Raw genomic sequence first — 18,838 nt, 5'->3', positions numbered from 1 at the left:
GAGGCCGGTCGCGTCGGCCGGGCGGACCACGGGCACGTCCTCGGCGCGGGCCACGGTCGCGTCGGCCGGGCGGACCACGGTCGCGTCCTCGGACCGGGCTGCGGGCGCGGCGCCGGGACTGGTCGCGGCCGCGTCGTCGGCGTCAAGCACGGGCGCGTCCTCGGAGTCGGTCGCGGACGCCGCGCCGGCGCCAACCACGGGCGCGGCGCCGGGGCGGGCGTCGACACCGGGCGGCGTCGCGCCGGCCGTCGACGATCCGGCGTCCGGCCCGGCGAACGCGGGGACCGGCTCGACCACCAGGTCGGAGACGCCGGCCGCACCCGGCCGGCCGGACCCGACCGGCGCCGCCGCGTGCGTCGCGGCCTCGACCGGCACCGTCCCGCGCGGCTCCGCCGACGGCCCGGCGGCGGTCGCCCCGGCCGCCTGCTCGCGGGCGCGGCGCAGGGCGTCCGCGTCCGCCGTCCGCCCCTCGCGCAGCGCGGCGACCTCGGCCTCCAGCACGCCGATGAGCTCGGACTTGTAGCCGATGTCGTAGGCCGCCCGGCGCATCGCCTGGTCGACCTGGTCCATCCGGTAGCCGCGCAGCGCGGTGTCGAACCGGACGTCGCCCACGTCGGCCTCGCGCAGCGGGCGGGCGCCAGGCAGCGGGACGGCGCGCCCGTCCGGTTCGGCCGGCACCAGGCCGGGATCCCGGCCGGTGACCAGCACCGTCACCCCGAACACCACGGCCGCGACGGTCAGCGCCACGACGAGCAGGAGCAGTACCCGATCCATGCACAGATCGTGGCACGTCGAACGGACCGGAGCGACCCCCACCACCCATCGACCCACCGGGTGTCCGCCGGGCCACGGCCGCCCCGGCGCCCCGACCGGCACGCGCAGCGGACCGGCGGACGGACGAAATCCCGTGAAAGTCCCTGCCGTACGGGCGGACGAAGGGCCGGGCCTCGGCTGTCACGGACAGCTGGACGTCGGCGCCGTTCCTGGACATGGGCGGTGACCGGTCGGGCGGTCCGGACGGGCCTGACGGCAGCGGGGCGGCCGGGGCGTGCCCGGCGGGCCGGGGCGGCTCGGACGGACCCGGCAGCGGCGGGGGCGACCGGGGTGACACGGCGGTACGACCGACCGGCCGGGCCCGGCGGGGGCGGACCGACTAGCGTCGTGATCGGCCGGCGGCGGGCACGGGTCGACGGCGCGGACCTTCAGGAGGCGGTATGGCCGGGGCGCTTCGGCTCGGTGGGCGCACGTTCGGCCCGGGCGAGCTGGTGGTGATGGCGATCGTCAACCGGACGCCGGACTCGTTCTTCGACCGGGGCGCGACCTTCGCCCAGGACAGCGCGCTGCGGGCGGTGGAGCGGGCGGTCGAGGAGGGCGCCGAGATCATCGACATCGGCGGGGTCAAGGCCGGCCCGGGCGCCGAGGTCGACGTGGCCGAGGAGATCCGGCGCACCGTGGCGACCATCGCCGCCGTCCGGGCCGCCTTCCCCGACGTGGTGATCTCGATCGACACCTGGCGGGCCGAGGTCGCGGTGGAGGCGGTGGCCGCGGGCGCCGACCTGCTCAACGACACCTGGTCGGGCGCCGATCCGGCCCTGGCCCGGGTGGCGGCGGAGACCGGGGCCGGGCTGGTCTGCTCGCACGCCGGGGGCCTGGCGCCACGGACCCGGCCGCACCGGGCGGCCTTCCCCGACGTGGTGGCGGACGTGGTCGCGACGGTGACCGGGCTCGCGGAGCGGGCGGTCGGGCTGGGGGTACGGGCCGACGGCATCCTGATCGACCCGGCGCACGACTTCGGCAAGAACACCCGCCACTCCCTGGAGATCACCCGCCGTCTCGACGAGCTCACCGGCACCGGCTGGCCGCTGCTGGTCGCCCTGTCGAACAAGGACTTCGTCGGGGAGACGCTGGACCTGCCGGTGGCCGAGCGGCTGGAGGGGACGCTGGCGGCCACCGCCGTCTCCGCCTGGCTGGGCGCCCGGGTGTTCCGGGCACACCAGGTGCGCCCCACCCGCCGGGTGCTCGACATGGTCGCCTCCATCCGCGGCGACCGCCCGCCCGCCGCGACCCGACGCGGCCTGGCCTGACCGGTCCCGGCCGGGTCAGGTCCAGCGGAGGATGTTCTTCCGCCAGGCGTAGAGGATGCCCAGCGCCAGCACCGCGACGAAGACCGCCATCTCCACGACCGTCACCATGCCGAACCCCGGCCGGTCGAAGACCACGGCCCAGGGGAAGAGGAAGACCGACTCCACGGCGAACAACACGTAGAGATACGCGTACACGTAGTAACGGATCTGCATCTGTGCCCAGTCCGCGCCGACCGGATCGAGGCCGCACTCGTAGCTGGTGCGCTTGCCGAAGGGATCGGCCGGACGGGCGGGACGTAACACCCGGTTGGCCGAGAACGCAGTAACGAAGAAGAGGACGCTGGCGAGCAGCAGCAGCCCGAGCGTCGCGTACGAGCCCAGGTAACCGGTCACGGTCGATCAGCCTACCGCCCCGCGCGGCCGGCCGAGCGTTACGGATTTGTTTCCGGCGGGACTAGTGCCACCAAGCAACATTTGCCGAATATTGGAACCCTCACTCATCGTCACCGGAGGACAGATGGCCCGCGTGGACGTACGGCCCGGCCGACGGGCGCGTGACCGGCGCGCCGTGCCCCTGCTGGCGATCTCGCTCGCGGCCGGGCTGACGGTCGCCGCGGTGCCGGGCTGGGCGACGGCGGCCCCCACCGCCGCCCGGATCGCCACCGCCGCCACCGAGCCGGTCGGCGAGCCCGGCGGGGAGCCACCGACGGCCGACCCGACGGACACCGGCCCGGTCCCCAGCGAGGCGCCGTCGACCGCGTCGCCGCCGCCGGAGACCACGCCACCGGCCGCGACGACCGAGCCGGCGCCGACGACCACGACCCCCCAGGCGCCGGGGCCCACCGCCTCCCCGACCGCCAGCACGCCGCCCCCGGCCCCGTCGGCGCCGCCGGTCCGACCGTCCGCGCCCGCTCCGGGCAGCCCGTCGGCGCCCGCGGCCGGGGTCCGCGTCACCACCGACGACATCACCCTGACCGCCGCGTACTGGAACGCGCCGAGCACGCTCACCACGCTGCGGGTGACCGTCACCAACACCGGCGCCTCCCCCGCCCGGATCCGGCTCGCCTACACGCTCCCGGCCGGCCTGACCGACGCCGGCACCGCGGGCTGCGCGGACGCCGGCGGCGGGGAGCACCGCTGCGGCGAGTGGACGAGCGGGCCCGGCGACCGGTTCAGCACCCTGCTGCGGGTACGCGTGGCCGGCGACGCCTGGCGGAAGATGCCGCTCAGCGGCTCGGTCCGGGTCACCGCGACCGTCCCCGGCACCGCGCCGGTCGGCGACAACGAGGGCTTCGCCGTGCTCTTCCCGCCCGGCCCGCCGGTGCCCGGGATCAGGCTGGCGGCCGACGAGGTCACCTTCGACATCAGCGGCGGGGCGAGCGGGCTCGACGTACGCCTGGGCAACACCGGCCGGGTGGACGCCGAAGGCCGCGTCGAGGTGGTCCTGCCGGCCGGGGTGACCGTGCCGGCGCCCCCGGCCGGCTGCACCGCCGTCGATCCGACGCGCACCCGCTGCGACCTGGGCACCGTCCCCGCCGGCCGCACCGCCGGCCTGCGCCTGCCGGTCGCCGCGACCCCCGAGGCCCAGCGGCAGGCCCCGCTGGCCGGCGCGGTGACCGGCCAGCTCGACCCGCGCAGCGGTCGCACCCGGCAGGTGCAGATGAGCTTCCGGATCACCGCGGCCGCCGCCCTGGCCACCCCGGTGGTGTCGCCGCCGGCGCCGACCGGCTCGCAGGGCGTGCTGGCCGCCGACGCCCCGGCCCTGCGCGAGGGCGGGGGGAGCAGCTCCGTACGGCGGACGGCGATCACCCTGATCGGGGTGTCCACGCTGCTGGTGGTGCTGGCCCTCGCGCTGGCCACCACCTCCCTGCGGCGGCGGACGGGCGCCCCGCTGGCCGAGCGGACGCCGGGGCCCACGCCGGCGGAGTGACCGGGACTCGCCGGCGGGCCCGGTGATCTGGATTACGGCGGGCGGGCGGAAACACCGCAAATCGGTGTGGAACTCCGCCCGAACCTGTCCCACAGGGCGGCCTACGAGAAAGCTGGGAGGGCGATCCGACGTAGGCTCTCAGGTGAGGAACTACGGCGGACCGGGCCTGCCCCGAGCAGGTCTGGTGCAGCGGTGCGTCAAGGAGGTCACGTGGCCGGGCTAGGCGAGGTCACCATCATGTTCAGCCGCCCGCGCGACCGCGCACAGCGAAGCGAGGTACAGGCGTGACCAAGCAGATCCGTCAACTGGACCGGGTGGTCATCCGGTTCGCCGGCGACTCCGGCGACGGCATGCAGCTCACCGGCGACCGGTTCACCTCGGAGACCGCGCAGCTGGGCAACGACATCTCCACCCTGCCCAACTTCCCGGCGGAGATCCGGGCGCCCGCCGGCACCCTGCCGGGCGTGTCGAGTTTCCAGGTGCACTTCGCCGACTACGACATCCTGACCCCCGGCGACTCGCCGAACGTGCTGGTCGCGATGAACCCGGCGGCGCTCAAGGCCAACCTCGCCGACCTGCCGCGCGGGGCGGACATCATCGTCAACACCGACGAGTTCACCAAGCGCAACCTGGCCAAGGTCGGCTACCAGGCCAACCCGCTGGAGGACGACTCCCTCGCCGGCTACGTCGTGCACCCGGTGGCGCTGACGTCCATGACCGTGGGCGCGCTGGCCGAGCACGACGTGTCCAAGAAGGACGCCGAACGGGCCAAGAACATGTTCGCCCTCGGCCTGCTCTCCTGGATGTACAACCGGCCCTACGAGTCGACGCTGCGCTTCCTGGAGCGCAAGTTCGCCGCCCGCCCGGAGCTGGTCGCGGCGAACGTCGCGGCGTTCCGCGCCGGCTGGAACTTCGGCGAGACGACCGAGGACTTCGCCGTCCGCTACGAGATCAAGCCGGCGAAGATGCAGCCGGGCACCTACCGCAACATCACCGGCAACGCGGCCCTGTCGCTCGGCCTGGTGGCGGCCGGCGTGCGCTCCGGGCTGCCGGTCTTCCTGGGCGCCTACCCGATCACCCCGGCCTCGGACATCCTGCACGAGCTGAGCAAGCACAAGCGCTTCGGCGTGCTCACCATGCAGGCCGAGGACGAGATCGCGGCGGTGGGCGCGGCGCTGGGCGCGTCGTACGGCGGCTCGCTCGGCGTCACCACCACCAGCGGCCCCGGCGTGGCGCTCAAGAGCGAGACCATCTCCCTCGCGGTGGCGCTGGAGCTGCCGCTGGTCATCGTCGACGTGCAGCGGGCCGGCCCCTCGACGGGCATGCCCACCAAGACCGAGCAGGCCGACCTCAACATGGCGCTCTACGGCCGCCACGGCGAGGCCCCGGTCGCGGTGATCGCGCCGAAGTCGCCGGCGGACTGCTTCCACGCGGCCCTGGAGGCGGCCCGGATCGCGCTGACCTACCGCACGCCGGTCATCCTGCTGTCCGACAACTACGTCGCCAACGGCTCCGAGCCGTGGCTGCTGCCCGACGTCGACTCGCTGCCCGACCTGCGGGTCGAGTTCGCCACGAAGCCCAACGGCGACGACGGCACCACGTTCCTGCCCTACCTGCGCGACCCGGAGACCCTCGCGCGGCCGTGGGCCGTGCCGGGCACCGCCGGGCTGGAGCACCGCATCGGCGGCCTGGAGAAGGCCGACAAGACCGGCGACATCTCGTACGACCCGGCGAACCACGACTTCATGGTGCGCACCCGGGCGGCCCGGATCGAGACGATCCCGGTGCCGGACGTCGAGGTCGAGGACCCGGACGGCGACGCCCGGGTGCTGGTGCTCGGCTGGGGCTCGACGTACGGGCCGATCGGCGCGGCGTGCCGGGGCCTGCGCCAGCGCGGTCACGCCATCGCCCAGGCGCACCTGCGGCACCTGGCCCCGATGCCGGCCAACCTCGGTGAGGTGCTGCGCTCCTACGACCGGGTGGTCATCCCCGAGATGAACCTCGGCCAGCTCGCCCACGTGATCCGGGCAAAATACCTGGTCGATGCGATCGGCTACAACCAGGTCCGCGGTCTGCCGTTCACCGCCGCCGAGCTGGAGACGACGCTGGAAGAGGTCCTGAAGAATGTCTGAGCCCGTCGCCCTCAAGCTCACCGCCAAGGACTTCAAGTCCGACCAGGAGGTGCGCTGGTGCCCCGGCTGCGGTGACTACGCGATCCTCGCCGCCATCCAGCAGTTCATGCCGGAGCTGAACATCCCGCGCGAGCGGATCGTCTTCGTCTCCGGCATCGGCTGCTCGTCCCGCTTCCCGTACTACATGAACACCTACGGGATGCACTCGATCCACGGCCGCGCCCCGGCGATCGCCACCGGCCTGTCGGCCAGCCGCCCCGACCTGTCGGTCTGGGTGGTCACCGGCGACGGCGACGCCCTCTCCATCGGCGGCAACCACCTGATCCACGCGCTGCGCCGCAACGTCAACCTGAAGATCCTGCTGTTCAACAACCGGATCTACGGCCTGACCAAGGGCCAGTACTCGCCGACCTCCGAGGTCGGGAAGGTCACGAAGTCGACGCCGGCCGGCTCGGCCGACGCCCCGTTCAACCCGCTCTCGCTCGCCCTCGGCGCCGAGGCCACCTTCGTGGGGCGCACCATCGACTCCGACCGCAAGCACCTCCAGTCGGTGCTGCGGGCGGCGGCGGAGCACCAGGGCTCGGCGTTCGTGGAGATCTACCAGAACTGCAACATCTTCAACGACGGCGCGTTCGACCAGCTCAAGGAGCCGGCCACCCGCGACGACTTCCTGATCCGGCTCGAGCACGGGCAACCGATCACGTTCGGCAAGGACGGGCAGTTCTGCGTCGTGCACCCGCCCGGCGGGTTCGGCCTGGAGGTCCGGGAGACCGCGTCGGTCCGCCCGGACGAGATCGTCGTGCACGACGCGACGGTCACCGACCCGGCGTACGCCTTCGCGCTGTCCCGGCTGCCCGGCCTCGACCTGCGCAACACGCCGATCGGCGTGTTCCGCTCGGTGGAGCGGCCCTCCTACGACAGCGTGGTGCAGGGGCAGCTCGACGCGGCCCGGGCGACGGTGACCGAGACCCCCGAGCAGCAGCTCGCCGGTCTCCTCGCCAGCGGGGACACCTGGACCATCCTCTAGCCGGCGTACCGGCGGCCCACGCCGGACGTACGGAGAAGGGCCCGCAACCGGTAGCCGGTTGCGGGCCCTTCCGTCACGGCGGGAGCCGACCCGATCAGAAGATCAGGTTGAACGAACCCCAGCCGCTGGAGACCACCTTGCCGCTCGCGTCGATCCACTGGCCCTTGCCGTTGGTCGTGTAGAGCCGCATCTGGTTGTTGCTGTTGACGCCCAGCATGTCCATCATGTTGTCGCCGCTCCAGTCGCCCGGCGTCATGATGTGCTTGAAGCCGCCCCAGCCGCTGCCGATCTGGGTGCCGGCCGGGTTGGTCCAGGCGCCCTTGCCGTCGGACTGGTACATCTTGAGGACACCGGTCGAGGTGCGGCCGATGATCACCTCAAGCCCGTCGCCCTTCCAGGCGCCCGGCGTGAGGAACAGGTTGAACCCGTTCCAGCCGGTGCCGATCCGGGTGCCCGACGGGTTCTCCCAGCCGCCCGCACCGTTGCTGGTGTAGCGGACGAGGTCGCCGTTGGACTTGCGGACCAGCAGGCTCGGGCGGTTGTTGCCCATCCAGTTGTTCGTCACCATGAGCGCGGTGAAGCCCGCCCAGCCGGTGCCGATCAGCTTGCCGCCGCCGACGAAGTTGCCCTGGCCGTCGGTGTTGTAGATGTACAGCTCGCCGGTGGTCTTCATCGCCATGATGGACGGCCGCTTGTCGCCGTTCCAGTTGTAGACGCGGAAGACCCGCTTGAAGCTGCCCCAGCCCGAGTTGAGCTGGCGCGACATGTAGAAGCCGCCGTACCCGTCGTTGCTGAACCCGCTGCCGTAGTAGAGCCTCAGGTTGCCCCCGCTGTCCCGGGCGATCAGGTCGGTGCGACCGTCACCGGTCCAGTCGGCGTTGACCAGCGGCGGGCGGGTCAGGTCGGCCTTCACCGTGTTGACGTAGTTGTTCAGCCGCACGTAGAAGCCCGGTGCCTCGCCACACGTGTAGCCCCAGCTGGTGACGCCGACCTGCTTGCCGGCGACCAGGATGGGTCCGCCGGAGTCGCCGTTGCAGGTGTCGCTCGCCGGTGCCCCGGGCAGGCCCGCCCCGGCGCAGAACATCTCGGCGCTGTAGTACTGCCCCGGAACGTTGCAGTACGAGTCGGACTGCATCGGCACCGTGGACTTGCGCAGCCGGCTGTCCGGGTAGTCGTCCTTCGGGCCGGTCTTGCCGTAACCGGCGATGACCGCGGAGGTGCCGGCGGCGTACGGCGTCTGGTCGCCCTGGTTGCCCAGGCTGACCGGCGTGTACTCGGCGGGCAGGTCCTGCTTGAGGGTGATCACCGAGACGTCGTTGCGGATCGGCGCCTCCGGGTCGTCGTACTGCTGCGCCAGGTTCCAGTTCGGGTGGGTCCAGTTGGAGGCCACCTCCGCCACGTACCCGCTGCCGCCGACGATGTTGCCGTTGCTGTCGACGAGCTGGTCGTTACCGGCGATGACCCGGGTGGCGCCCGGCATGCCGGTGACGCAGTGCGCCGCCGTCAGCACCTTGTTGGGGGCGATGATGGTGCCCGTGCACCAGCCCCAGAAGTAGTCGCCGTCGATCCGCAGCGTCGTGACGATACCGACGATGTAGGGGAACTCCGACGCGCTGGCGAACTCCCCCTTCACGATGCGGGGCGACGGACCGGTGCCGGTCTGGAACCGCGGTCCCTTGGCGCCCGGCGAGGGCAGCTCCAGCTTGCCCTTCTGCAGGTTCGGCATCCTGTCCAGGTTCCTGGGCCCGGACTCGCTGGCCGCGTCGTACACGCCGCCCCCGGCAGGGGCGGCCTGAGCGACGGTAGCGGGTGCGACGAAGGCCGCACCGGCGAGGGCGAGGCCGACGACGCCGGCCGACCAACGCCGTCTGGCTCCTGCGGATGTTGCCACTTCAGCCACTGATTGGTTTCCCGTCGTTCGATTAACGAGGCGCTCGGAACGGCTCGGCGGAATTCGCTCGACCGGACGGAGGGACGATCGACGCGCGGGGCGTCAGCCCACGCGCAGGAAAGATGCGGCCCCCGTCGTGCCTGTGCCAATGACGGCGTGTCGACTGCGGTCGATGACGCCCACCGGCAATTCCAAGCCGCCAAACGGTAGCAGGCGGCTCGTCTGCGAAAAAGATCCGCAAAGATGATTCTTCGTCAGCCCAAAGGGCCGGGACCGCAGGCCCGGCGGGGTGACTGTGGGCCGGTCAGGGCGTGGCGGTCGTCTGGGGACGGTCGTCGCGGACGTGGACCAGCATGTCGCCGGTCTCGATGACCGCGCCGGCCTTGTCGGCCAGCGTGACCACCTTGCCCCGGCGGACCAGGGCGATGACCAGCGAGTCCAGCTCCCGCGGGGAGCGGCCCACCTCGGCGCGTTCGGCGGAGCGCATCGCCAGCGCCATGCCCTGGCCCGGGGTGAGCAGGTCCTCCACGACGTCGATCAGCGGCGGCGCCGAGGTGGACAGCCCCAGCAGCCGGCCGGCGGTGGCCGAGGAGACGATCACGTGGTGGGCGCCGCTCTGCTTGAGCAGCGGGGCGTTCTCCGCCTCCCGGGCGGCGGCGATGATCCGCACCTGCCCGGCGGTGAGCTGCCGTACGGTCAGCGCCACCAGGACCGAGGCGTCGTCGCTGTCGGTCGCGATGATCACCGCCTTGGCGTTGCGTACGTGCGCCTCGTTGAGCACCGACGACCGCGTCGCGGACCCCTCGATCGCCACCAGCCCGGCCGAGGTGGCCTGCCGCAACGCCGGGCCGCTGCGCTCCACCACGACGATGCGGGACTTGTCGAGCCCGTTCTCCAGCAGGGCGGAGACCGCGCTGCGGCCCTTCGTGCCGTAGCCGCAGATGATGACGTGGTCCTTCACGGCTCTCCTCCACCGCGACAGGCGGCGCCCGGTGCGGTACTGCTCGGTCAGCACTTCCAGGGTGGTGCCGACCAGAATGATCAGGAAGATGACCCGGGCCGGCGTGATGTAGACGACGTTGATCAGCCGGGCGGTCTGGCTGACCGGGGTGACGTCGCCGTAGCCGGTGGTCGACAGGGTGACCACCGCGTAGTAGAAGCAGTCGAGGAGGGTCATCCCGTCCTCGTTGACGTCGCGGTAGCCGTCCCGGTCGAGATAGACCACGGCGACGGTGGCGAAGACCAGGCCGATGGCGGCGGCCAGCCGGAGGCTCAGCGCGCTCAGCGGCCCCCGTCGCTGCGCGGGAAAGTGGATCACCTGAGGACCTGCCCCGCCTCCGTCGTCGCCTGCACGACCACAACATAGCGGCCCGGGCGGATTCCGCACGACGAGGTCGCCGACCCGGGCAACCTGTCGGGCGACCGGACCCGACTACCGGGTGACAGACGCGGACCGACCCGGTCGAGGCCGGGGCAGACGGAGGGGGTCATCCCTCGTGAGACCACGCGGCGGGCCAACCGGGGCCGACGCCGAATACACCGACTACGTCCGAGCCGGGATGACGCGGTGGCGACGGACGGCCTACCTCATGTGCGGCGACTGGGACCGCGGCGACGACATCCTGCAGCGGGTGCTCACGGAGCTCTACCGCAACTGGGCCCGGGCGCGACGGGCGGACAACCTGGACGCGCTGGTCCGGACCATGTTGGTGCGGCGGCTGATCGACGAGCGGCGGCTGCGCTGGGCCCGGGTGGTGCTGGGCCACGCGCTGCCCGAGCGGGCGGCGGGCGGGGCCGACCCGACCGACCGGATCACCCTCGTGGGGGCGCTGCGCCGGCTCCCGCCGCGGCAGCGGGCGGTGCTCGTGCTCCGCTACTTCCAGGACCTCGGCGTCGACGAGACCGCCCGGACTCTGGGCTGCTCGCCCGGCACCGTCAAGAGCCAGGCGGCCAAGGGCCTGGCCACGCTGCGCGCCCTGCTCACGCCCACCCTGACCGGCAACTGAGAGGAGCACCAGATGCTGGACGAGCGCCAGGTCGCCGACCTGATGCGGCACGAGATCGACGCGGAGCCGCCCTCGGGCGTACTCGACATCGACCGGGCGATGCGCACCGGCCGGCGGCAGCGCCGGGCGGCGCGGGCCGCGGGCGGGGCGCTGCTGGCCGGCGCGCTGGTCGCCGGCGCGGCGGTCGCGCCGGGCCTGCTGGCGACGGAGCGCCCGCCCGCCGCCCAGCCCGCAGGGCCGGCGGCCGGCGGCCCCACGGGCCTCCCGGCCGCGCTGACCACGGTCGACCCGCAGCGGGTGTACGTCCGCTTCGGCTGGCTGCCGGCGGGGACGAACCGCCTCTCCTACCATGCCGGTCTGCTCCAGACCGGTCCCGGCGTGCTGCTCGGCGCCGACTCGCGGCGGGACACGCGGGAGAACTGGCGCGGCGTGTCGGTCCGCCTCTACCCGAAGGGGGCGCAGCCGCTGGCGCCGCAGCGGGACGACGGCACCACGGCGTCGGTCACCGGCACCGACGCGGGTCCCGAACTGAACGGCGGGCCGAGCAGTTGGACGGTCTACTCGCCGGCGACCGGGCCGGAGGCGGTGCTGCGGTGGCGGTACGCCCCGGACGGCTGGGCGGAGGTGCGCGTCGTCGGCACCGAGGGGGAGGCGCGCGACACCGCGACCCGGGTGGCGCGGGCGCTCCGGTTCGGCGACGACCCGGTGCCGATGCCCGCCACCGTCGGGGGCGTCCCCGATGGCCTGCGGCTGTTGGAGGTGAGCGTCTCCGAGTCGGTCACCGGGCCGCACACCTGGTACGCGGGCACGACCTGGACGGCGGAGCCGGCCACCGCCGAGCCGGGGCGGCAGCGGGCGCGCACCCTCAGCGTCGGCTTCTCCCGTGCCGGCGGGGCCGTGCCGGGCGCCCGGGAACTCCCCGCCCCGAACACCACGGTCGACGGGCGCCGGGCGTACCGGCAGGGCGACCGGTCGCTGCTGGTCTACGACGTGGACGGGGTGGACGTGTCGATCGAGCACGCCGGGGTGCTGCCCGCCGGCGGCACCGGGGCGTTGTTCGGGACGGTCCGGCCGCGTCCCGGCGTCTCCGGCTGGCACACCCACCTGCGCGGGTGACCGACCCGCCCGGGGCACGGGACCGTCGGGTCGACGTGCCCCGGGCCGGGCGGTCCCCGGGGCGGGAACAGGGCATGATGAGGGGGTGTCCCCGACGGCGACCACGAGAGTGAGGCCCGCATGTCGTTGCTGCGACGAGTGATCGGCGGGGTGCTGCGCCGGCTCCGCCTGCGGCAGGGTCGCACGCTGCGCGAGGTGGCCGAGGCCGCCGGGGTGTCCGTGCCCTATCTGTCCGAGGTCGAACGCGGCCGCAAGGAGGCCTCCTCGGAGGTGCTCGCGGCGATCTGCCGGGCGCTCGGCATCCACCTGTCCGACCTGCTCGAGGAGGCGCGCGACGACCTGCGCCGGGTCGAGCCGCGCATTCCGGCCGCGCCCCGGGCGGGCCTGGCCCACGCCGGGTCGGATCCGGCCGTCGAGCGGGTCGGGCTGGAGCGGGCGGACGTCGCCCGTGCCGAGCCGGTCACCCGGGTCGGCCTGCGGACCGGCGGGCCGCTGCTCCACCTGGCGCCGGGGGCCGGCGGGCCGACCGTCCGGGTCGGGCGTCCCGCCTCCGCCGGGCGCGCCCGCCCCGGGCCGCGTACCGTCGCCGCGCTCGGCTGCGGACGCTGCCGGTCGGGCCGACGGCGGCCGGTGGTCGTCTAGGTCGGCCGCTTTCCGCCCTGGGCGGATCTGCCCCCGGCAGAATCACTACGGCGACGCGCCGCGCACCGGGCAGTCTGAAGGGGCCGGTCCCCCGGGCGTCTCCGGTCGCCCGCCGGCACTGCGGGAGGGCACGCGATGATCCCTACGGGCGTACGCATGTTGGACGGCGGGCATCCGTCCTTCGACGACCAGGTCTTCAACCGGCTGCTCAAGGAACGGATCATCTTCCTCGGCACCGAGGTGACCGACGAATCGGCGAACCAGATCTGTGCCCAGATCCTGCTGCTCGCCGCGGAGGACGCGGAGCGGGACATCTTCCTCTACATCAACTCGCCGGGCGGCTCGGTGAGCGCGGGAATGGCCGTCTACGACACGATGCGCTACGTCAAGAACGACGTGGCCACCCTGGCGCTCGGCTTTGCCGGCTCGATGGGGCAGTTCCTGCTCTGCGCCGGGGCCGCCGGCAAGCGCTACGCGCTGCCACACTCGCGGATCATGATGCACCAGCCGTCCGGCGGGATGGGTGGCACGGCCGCGGACATCACCATCCAGGCCGAGAACATGCTGCACGTCAAGCGGACCATGCAGGAGCTGATCGCCCAGCACAGCGGGCGCGCCCTGGACGAGATCCAGCGGGACTGGGACCGCGACCGGTGGTTCACCGCCGAGCAGGCGCGCGAGTACGGCCTGATCGACAAGGTGCTCGCGAGGGCGGAGCAGCTTCCGGCGAGCTGACGCGCGACCGGCGGCGGTGGCGACGACCGGTCGGCCTCGGGGGGCGGCCGGTCCGCCCGGCCCCGTCGGGGTGACCGCCGGCCCTGCGGTGCCCACCGGGGCCTGAGCCGGTGGCGGTCCCACCCGGGCGGCGGCCGGCGACGATCCCCGTCGGCCGTCGGCGCGGGCTCCTTCGGTGTGCGCCTGAAGCGGCACCGGCATCGGACGCGCCCCCTCGATCCGCGTCCGATCCCCGGTACGCACGGCGGCTGCCGACGCCACCGATACGCGGAGCCTATTCCCGGCGATGGGAATCCGCGCGGGCTGCGCGCGCAGCGTCCGGCGCGCCGTCGGCAGTCGGCGTCACCGTTCGACGGTCAGCACCACCTTGCCCAGCGCCCGACGCCCCTCCAGGTCGGCGTGCGCCGCAGCGGCGTCGGCCAGCGGATACGTCGTGACCAACGGCCGCCACCAGCCCTTCCCGGCCAGCTCGATCGACCGGGCGGCGAGCGCCGGGATGCCGCCGGGCAGGGCGCGCAGCCGCTGCACCAGCCAGCCGACGGTCAGGCCGCCCCCGATCACGTCGTCGGTCGCGATCCGGGTCGCCTCGCCGGCCGACCAGCCGAACATCATGAACCGGCCGCCCGGCTTCATCAGCTCCAGGGCCGACCGGCCCACCGCGCCGCCGACCCCGTCGTAGACGAGGCTCAGGCCGCCGACCCGCTCGCGCACCCGGTCGGCCCAGTCCGGGAGCCCGTAGTCCACGACCAGGTCCGCGCCGAGGTCGCGCAGCTTCGCCGTCCGGTCGGCTCCCCGCGCCGCCGCCACCACCGTGGCGCCGGTCGTCCGCGCGGCCTGGACCAGCAGCCAGCCCAGCCCGCCGGCCGCCGACGGCACGAAGACGACGTCGTCCGCCGACGGCGGCTCCAGGTCGAAGACCCCGAGCGCGGTCCGTCCCGTGCCGACCGCCGCCACCGCCTCGGCACAGCTCAGGCCCTGCGGTACGGCGTAGAGCGACTCGACCGCCGTGACCGCCTGCTCGGCGTACCCGCCCGGCACCATGCCCAGGTGGGCGACGACCCGCCTGCCGAGCCACGACTCGTCGACGCCGGCACCCAGGTCGTCGACGACGCCCGCGACCTCCCGCCCCGGGATGGTGGGCAGCTCGGGCGGCGGCGTCGGGCCGCCGGCCTCGCCCCGCCGCAGGCTCGTGTCGAGCAGGTGCACGCCGCTCGCCGACACCGCGATCCGGACCTGGCCGGGGCCGGGCGACAGGTCGGGCACCTCGCCGAGGACGAGGTTCTCAGGGGGACCGAATTCGTGAAGCTGAATCGCACGCATGCCCCCATCCGACTACCTGAACCTCACTTGAGGTCAAACCTGCCGGCGGGTGGCCCGGGTCACTGCGGGAGCGACGGAACCACCGGGTCAGGGGCGTACGGGGCGGTGCGCCGCGGGGGTCACCAGTTGGGCGGCGACGTCGGCGCAGATCGACGCGCCGTATTCGAGGCCCCGCCTGTCGGGATAGCGCGTCTGCACCGCCAGGACCCACCTGTCGCTGATGGCGAGGCAGTCCCGGTGGGCGCGGCGAAGTCGGGGCCGGTCGGACCGGAGGTGTTGGCGAATCTGGCGAACGCGGCGGGGGCCAGCAGGACGCCACCGGCCAGGATCGTCATCACCGCGAACACCAGTGCCAGACGTGGACGCATGGGAGCGACCTCCAGTGGTGTGGGGTAGGACAGCAGCCGGACCACCCGGGCGGGCCGCGCCGGGGCGGCCCGCCCGGGTGGTCCGCGAGGTCAGCCGGTCTGACCGACCTTGTCGACGACCGTGCGACGCCTCACTCGTCGTGGGGACGCACGCCTGCCGCAGCCGGTACTCGCGCTCCTCCTCGCGGCGGTGCTGGCTGACGAGGTTGGTCGCGATTCCGTACAGCCACGGCCGGGCGTCCGGGTAGGCGGTGTCGTACCGCTCCCGGCGCCGGAACGCCACCAGGAACGTCTCGGCGGCCAGGTCGTCGGCGATCCCCGCACCGAGCCGCCGCGCGAGATAGCGGTGGATGTGCGGCGCGTGCCGGTCGAAGATCCCGGCGAAGCTCTCCGGCTCCCGGACGGACCGCTCGATGACTTCCGCGTCCGTCATCGTGCCGATGTCGACAGTTGTCATTCGTCTTGGACGTTTCATGCACGACCTTCCGCACAGCGCCGGTGAGCCTTCACCTGTCATCCGCACGCCGCCGAGAAAGGGTTCACGGGCCGACGCCGGCGGAAGGAGTCGGCCGGTGCCGGTGGCGCCGGACCTGGCCGGGCTGCCGCTCGGCGTTCGGAAGGACGGGCGGCCGGCGGGGCGGACCGCCGCCTGCGGGCAGGCGCGACCGACGCGGTACGCCTTGGTAGGGTCACCGCATGGCTGACGCGGTCGTGATTCCCGGCGCCAGGTTCGGACCGGGCGCTCCCCTGCTGATGTACGCCGGCGACGTGGCGGAGCAGCGGGGCGCGACGGTGCACCGGCACTCGTGGTCCCAGAAGTTCCCGGCTCCCGACGAGCCCGCGATCGAGGGCTGGGTCGGCGGCCAGGTGGTTCCGCTGATCGACGCCGTGGGTGGCCGCCCGCTGGTGATCGCCAAGTCGCTCGGCACGAACGCGGCGGCGGTCGCCGCCGAGAGGTCCCTGCCCGCCGTGTGGCTCACGCCCCTGCTCACCCTGCCCTGGGTGGCCGATGCCTTGAGTCGTGCGACCGCACCGTGCCTGCTCGTGGGTGGCACCGCCGACCGGGTGTGGGACGGTGACCTCGCCCGCCGGCTGTCGCCCCACGTGCTGGAGGTCGACGGCGCCGACCACGGCATGTACGTTCCCGGTCCGCTCACGGATTCGATCGCGGTGCTCGGCCGGGTCGTCGTTGCCGTGGAGGAGTTCCTCGACGCGATCGGCTGGCCAGGCTAGGACCGGCCCCGCGATCGCCGAGACCCGGGAGGCGGCGGATGTGCGCCGCCAGGCCGACGCAGCCGTCGGGCCGCGCGCAGATCACGCCTCCGCGAGCTCTCGCAGATAGTCGGCCAGTTCGGGGACGGTCGCGAGCACCGACGGAGCGACGCTCGCGTGGATCAGATCGGCCTCCTCGTCACCCCGCTGACCGTCGAGAATGACGACGACGAAGGTGGTCGGCAGCAGCTCGTGGATGCCGCCCCGGCGGGCCGTCGCGGTCATCGCCCGGCACACCCGGGCCATGGCGTGATCGTGTGCCGCCTCGAGCGTCTCCGCCGCCGCCGCGTCCAGGTCGGCATCGGCGCCGACGGACCCGAGGAACTCCTCGCTCAGGCGGCGATACCACGGCCGCATCGCGTCGCTCGCCGCGTCCAGGACGTCCCACCGCCACTCCGACGGCGCGAACCGCGTCGAGAATCCGTCCTCCTGGCGCACCTCGGCCTCGCTGTTGACGGCGAGGGCCGGCGGAAGGATCTGCATGCCGTCGCTGTAGAACAGGTGGAAGGCCGCGGCGTACAACCGCTCGTCCGGATACGCCGCGGCGAGGTCGGACAGACTGCGACATCCGCTGTCGTGCCACGCCGCCTCGAAGGTGTCCCAGTCCACCGACGCACGCTACCGCGAGCCGGCCAGCGAGGCGAGCGGACGCCATCTCGACCGGGAGTGGCAAGGACACCGCTCGGCGACGGCAGCTGCAATCGTCTGCGACAAGGCTCAGCGACGGTTACGAGATCGGCTGGCCGCCCAGACTCCGCCAGTGATCGCCGCAGCGGTCGGCAAGAGGCAGCAAAGGGTCAGGACCAACAGATGCCACGGTCTGATTCCTCCCATGGCGGCAGCGTACGCACCGCCCCCAACACCCCCCCGCCCGAAGCGGAGCACGACTCCGCCGACAGCCGGAACCGTGCGTCCGTTGACAAGGCCCACATCGACGAGGCGGCCCGTGCCAGGATCGCGACGTGCTCCGATCCGTCGAGGTCTCGACCGTCCTCAGCCTCAGCTCGAACTCCCACGACCTCCACTGGCGCGGTCGACTCGAGCTGAGCCTCGACTGCTTCGTGTGCCAACGCACCGGCCGCACGCTGCTGCTCGAGGTAGGAGCGGATCGAGCGGTCTGCACAGGTGACGACAATTTCGGTCAGCACTACTGCGCCGCGCGCATCGCTGCCTTCGACCACAGCAGTCAGGCTGATCAGACCAGTCTGCGTGTGGTGGTGGACTACTGGTGGGCGCCCTTCCACGATGCCAAGCGGGATGAGCCTGCCGCCGCCCTCACCCGGGCCCCCTGGGTCCGGCACCACCTCGGCTACTGCTGCCCCCAGACGGGGAAGTCGGGTGAGTTCACGACCCAGACCAATATCGTCCGGCCCGCGTCCAAGTCCTGCCAGCACTGCTCGGCGCCGCTCACGGTTAGTCGGGATGCGCCACAACTCCGGCTGCTGACCGAGCGATGACCAGGACGGCGAGCGATGCGGACGGCACGCCCAAACTGACGGCCGGCGCTACCCCTCGGCCGGCAAGTCGTGAAACCACCGCCGGGACGACGCGGGCGCCAGCAACAGGCCGACGACGACTGACGCACCAACGATCTGCAGCAGCCCTGACGCATCAGCCTGGGCGATCGCGTAGACGCCGTAGACAGCGCTAAATGTCGAGAGAACGGTTGCCCAGAACCGGGCCCGCCCGCTCCCACGCCACAGGCCGTAGGCCAACGCCAGGAGAAGAACCGCCCCTATCAACCCGGTGGCCAGGGCGGGACCACCCGCAAAGATCATCGTCGCCGGAAGCACGGCTCCCACGAGCAGAATCACCGAGGCGGCGGCAACCGGCACAGGAACCCGTCGCCGGCTCTGCTCGATCATCGGCTCATGGTAGGCAGGGTTCGCCCCGCCCACCAGCCCGCTTCGACCGGGCGCCGAGTCGCATGCCAACGGAGCACCTGACCCGCCTGGTTAGAACCAACAGCGTCAGGAGCTGGCAGTGCCGGCATTCCGCACAGTCGCTCCGGTGCGCCTGTGCCGTCGACGGCTGAGGTCGTTCAGCGCCTGGCAGCGCCCGAGGACGGCCGCAGGCTGCCCGCAGGGTAAGCCGCAGGCGCGTTGCGCCGCGCTGGTCATGCCTGGCAGCCGCCACGAGATCGAGGACACCTACGCCCTGCCCTGAGATCGCAGGGGGGCATACCAGGGGGGATGCGTCCTACGCTGCGTTCCGGTGATCATCGTCGTGCCGCGAGTGCGCGGCCCACGCCTCGGCGCATCCGTCTCGATGCGCCAGGAAGGCGCTGCAAGCGAAGCACCTCATGAGGCGTCAGC

The 18,838-nt window shown here is 73.2% G+C and carries 17 protein-coding genes and 1 pseudogene; 10 read left to right on the top strand and 8 right to left on the bottom strand.

The genetic code is table 11. The features are described from left to right. Window positions 1-407 precede the first annotated feature (407 nt). A pseudogene (locus ACWENR_RS11565) lies at window positions 408-774 on the bottom strand (DivIVA domain-containing protein); the annotation flags it as partial. 440 nt (window positions 775-1,214) lie between these two features. Between ACWENR_RS11565 and folP the strand changes: the two are divergent. Then, window positions 1,215-2,084, top strand: coding sequence for a dihydropteroate synthase (gene folP, locus ACWENR_RS11560; protein WP_350701528.1), 870 nt, complete (start codon window positions 1,215-1,217; stop codon window positions 2,082-2,084). Between the two features lie 15 nt (window positions 2,085-2,099). Here the strand turns inward: folP and ndhC are convergent, their stop codons facing one another. After that, entirely contained in the window at window positions 2,100-2,477 is a 378-nt protein-coding gene (ndhC, locus tag ACWENR_RS11555; protein WP_452276932.1) for an NADH-quinone oxidoreductase subunit A, read from the bottom strand. 124 nt (window positions 2,478-2,601) lie between these two features. Between ndhC and ACWENR_RS11550 the strand changes: the two genes are divergently transcribed. The 3 genes from ACWENR_RS11550 to ACWENR_RS11540 all read left to right on the top strand — a co-directional run bounded on the left by ACWENR_RS11550 (window position 2,602) and on the right by ACWENR_RS11540 (window position 7,173). Further along, entirely contained in the window at window positions 2,602-4,014 is a 1,413-nt protein-coding gene (locus ACWENR_RS11550; RefSeq protein ID WP_452276931.1) for a hypothetical protein, read from the top strand. A 284-nt stretch (window positions 4,015-4,298) separates the two neighbouring features. Continuing rightward, window positions 4,299-6,146, top strand: coding sequence for a 2-oxoacid:acceptor oxidoreductase subunit alpha (locus ACWENR_RS11545; protein ID WP_452276930.1), 1,848 nt, complete (start codon window positions 4,299-4,301; stop codon window positions 6,144-6,146). Then, on the top strand, window positions 6,139-7,173 hold the full coding sequence (locus ACWENR_RS11540) for a 2-oxoacid:ferredoxin oxidoreductase subunit beta (RefSeq protein WP_452276929.1): 1,035 nt from the start codon (window positions 6,139-6,141) through the stop codon (window positions 7,171-7,173). The genes ACWENR_RS11545 and ACWENR_RS11540 overlap by 8 nt, the downstream gene beginning before the upstream one ends. 94 nt (window positions 7,174-7,267) lie before the next feature. On the opposite strand, the gene ACWENR_RS11535 is transcribed toward ACWENR_RS11540, so the two are convergent. Next, entirely contained in the window at window positions 7,268-8,899 is a 1,632-nt protein-coding gene (locus tag ACWENR_RS11535) for a trypsin-like serine protease (RefSeq protein WP_452276928.1), read from the bottom strand. 469 nt (window positions 8,900-9,368) lie between these two features. Continuing rightward, window positions 9,369-10,382 (bottom strand): potassium channel family protein, encoded by a 1,014-nt coding sequence (locus tag ACWENR_RS11530; protein ID WP_452276927.1) that lies wholly within the window; start codon window positions 10,380-10,382, stop codon window positions 9,369-9,371. 178 nt (window positions 10,383-10,560) lie between these two features. Between ACWENR_RS11530 and ACWENR_RS11525 the strand changes: the two genes are divergently transcribed. The 4 genes from ACWENR_RS11525 (at window position 10,561) to ACWENR_RS11510 (ending at window position 13,563) form a co-directional block, all read left to right on the top strand. Then, window positions 10,561-11,070, top strand: coding sequence for a SigE family RNA polymerase sigma factor (locus tag ACWENR_RS11525; RefSeq protein ID WP_452276926.1), 510 nt, complete (start codon window positions 10,561-10,563; stop codon window positions 11,068-11,070). A 12-nt stretch (window positions 11,071-11,082) separates the two neighbouring features. Continuing rightward, window positions 11,083-12,186 (top strand): hypothetical protein, encoded by a 1,104-nt coding sequence (locus ACWENR_RS11520; protein WP_452276925.1) that lies wholly within the window; start codon window positions 11,083-11,085, stop codon window positions 12,184-12,186. Window positions 12,187-12,306: 120 nt separating this feature from the next. Beyond that, the gene (locus ACWENR_RS11515) at window positions 12,307-12,828 is read left to right on the top strand and encodes a helix-turn-helix domain-containing protein (protein WP_452276924.1); all 522 of its coding nucleotides are present in this window, start codon (window positions 12,307-12,309) and stop codon (window positions 12,826-12,828) included. Between the two features lie 135 nt (window positions 12,829-12,963). After that, window positions 12,964-13,563 (top strand): ATP-dependent Clp protease proteolytic subunit, encoded by a 600-nt coding sequence (locus tag ACWENR_RS11510; RefSeq protein WP_452276923.1) that lies wholly within the window; start codon window positions 12,964-12,966, stop codon window positions 13,561-13,563. A gap of 342 nt (window positions 13,564-13,905) precedes the next feature. Here ACWENR_RS11510 and ACWENR_RS11505 read toward each other — a convergent pair whose 3' ends face one another. Both ACWENR_RS11505 and ACWENR_RS11500 read right to left on the bottom strand, forming a co-directional pair. Beyond that, window positions 13,906-14,883, bottom strand: a complete 978-nt coding sequence (locus tag ACWENR_RS11505) for a zinc-binding dehydrogenase (protein WP_452276922.1) — start codon at window positions 14,881-14,883, stop codon at window positions 13,906-13,908. 87 nt (window positions 14,884-14,970) lie between these two features. After that, window positions 14,971-15,708: an RNA polymerase sigma factor gene (locus ACWENR_RS11500; protein WP_452276921.1), complete on the bottom strand. Its 738-nt coding sequence runs from the start codon at window positions 15,706-15,708 to the stop codon at window positions 14,971-14,973. Window positions 15,709-15,947: 239 nt separating this feature from the next. On the opposite strand from ACWENR_RS11500, the gene ACWENR_RS11495 reads away from it, so the two are divergent. Next, window positions 15,948-16,484 (top strand): alpha/beta hydrolase, encoded by a 537-nt coding sequence (locus ACWENR_RS11495; RefSeq protein WP_452276920.1) that lies wholly within the window; start codon window positions 15,948-15,950, stop codon window positions 16,482-16,484. Between the two features lie 81 nt (window positions 16,485-16,565). Here the strand turns inward: ACWENR_RS11495 and ACWENR_RS11490 are convergent, their stop codons facing one another. Continuing rightward, entirely contained in the window at window positions 16,566-17,132 is a 567-nt protein-coding gene (locus ACWENR_RS11490; protein ID WP_452276919.1) for a hypothetical protein, read from the bottom strand. Between the two features lie 353 nt (window positions 17,133-17,485). On the opposite strand from ACWENR_RS11490, the gene ACWENR_RS11485 reads away from it, so the two are divergent. Then, the gene (locus ACWENR_RS11485) at window positions 17,486-17,980 is read left to right on the top strand and encodes a hypothetical protein (protein WP_452276918.1); all 495 of its coding nucleotides are present in this window, start codon (window positions 17,486-17,488) and stop codon (window positions 17,978-17,980) included. 48 nt (window positions 17,981-18,028) lie between these two features. On the opposite strand, the gene ACWENR_RS11480 is transcribed toward ACWENR_RS11485, so the two are convergent. Beyond that, window positions 18,029-18,388, bottom strand: coding sequence for a hypothetical protein (locus ACWENR_RS11480; protein WP_452276917.1), 360 nt, complete (start codon window positions 18,386-18,388; stop codon window positions 18,029-18,031). Window positions 18,389-18,838: the final 450 nt, after the last annotated feature.

It is taken from the genome of Micromonospora sp. NPDC004336 (assembly GCF_053602615.1).
The sequence above is the reverse complement of the archived record's forward strand: the minus strand, read 5'-3'. Positions and strand labels throughout refer to the sequence as shown.

Bases quoted from the DNA above. Each gene is read 5' to 3' on its own strand.
- folP (WP_350701528.1), top strand. From the start codon at position 1,215: ATGGCCGGGGCGCTTCGGCTCGGTGGGCGCACGTTCGGCCCGGGCGAG.
- ACWENR_RS11550 (WP_452276931.1), top strand. From the start codon at position 2,602: ATGGCCCGCGTGGACGTACGGCCCGGCCGACGGGCGCGTGACCGGCGC.
- ACWENR_RS11540 (WP_452276929.1), top strand. From the start codon at position 6,139: ATGTCTGAGCCCGTCGCCCTCAAGCTCACCGCCAAGGACTTCAAGTCC.
- ACWENR_RS11535 (WP_452276928.1), bottom strand. From the start codon at position 8,899: ATGCCGAACCTGCAGAAGGGCAAGCTGGAGCTGCCCTCGCCGGGCGCC.
- ACWENR_RS11520 (WP_452276925.1), top strand. From the start codon at position 11,083: ATGCTGGACGAGCGCCAGGTCGCCGACCTGATGCGGCACGAGATCGAC.
- ACWENR_RS11515 (WP_452276924.1), top strand. From the start codon at position 12,307: ATGTCGTTGCTGCGACGAGTGATCGGCGGGGTGCTGCGCCGGCTCCGC.
- ACWENR_RS11510 (WP_452276923.1), top strand. From the start codon at position 12,964: ATGATCCCTACGGGCGTACGCATGTTGGACGGCGGGCATCCGTCCTTC.
- ACWENR_RS11505 (WP_452276922.1), bottom strand. From the start codon at position 14,883: ATGCGTGCGATTCAGCTTCACGAATTCGGTCCCCCTGAGAACCTCGTC.
- ACWENR_RS11500 (WP_452276921.1), bottom strand. From the start codon at position 15,708: ATGACAACTGTCGACATCGGCACGATGACGGACGCGGAAGTCATCGAG.
- ACWENR_RS11495 (WP_452276920.1), top strand. From the start codon at position 15,948: ATGGCTGACGCGGTCGTGATTCCCGGCGCCAGGTTCGGACCGGGCGCT.
- ACWENR_RS11480 (WP_452276917.1), bottom strand. From the start codon at position 18,388: ATGATCGAGCAGAGCCGGCGACGGGTTCCTGTGCCGGTTGCCGCCGCC.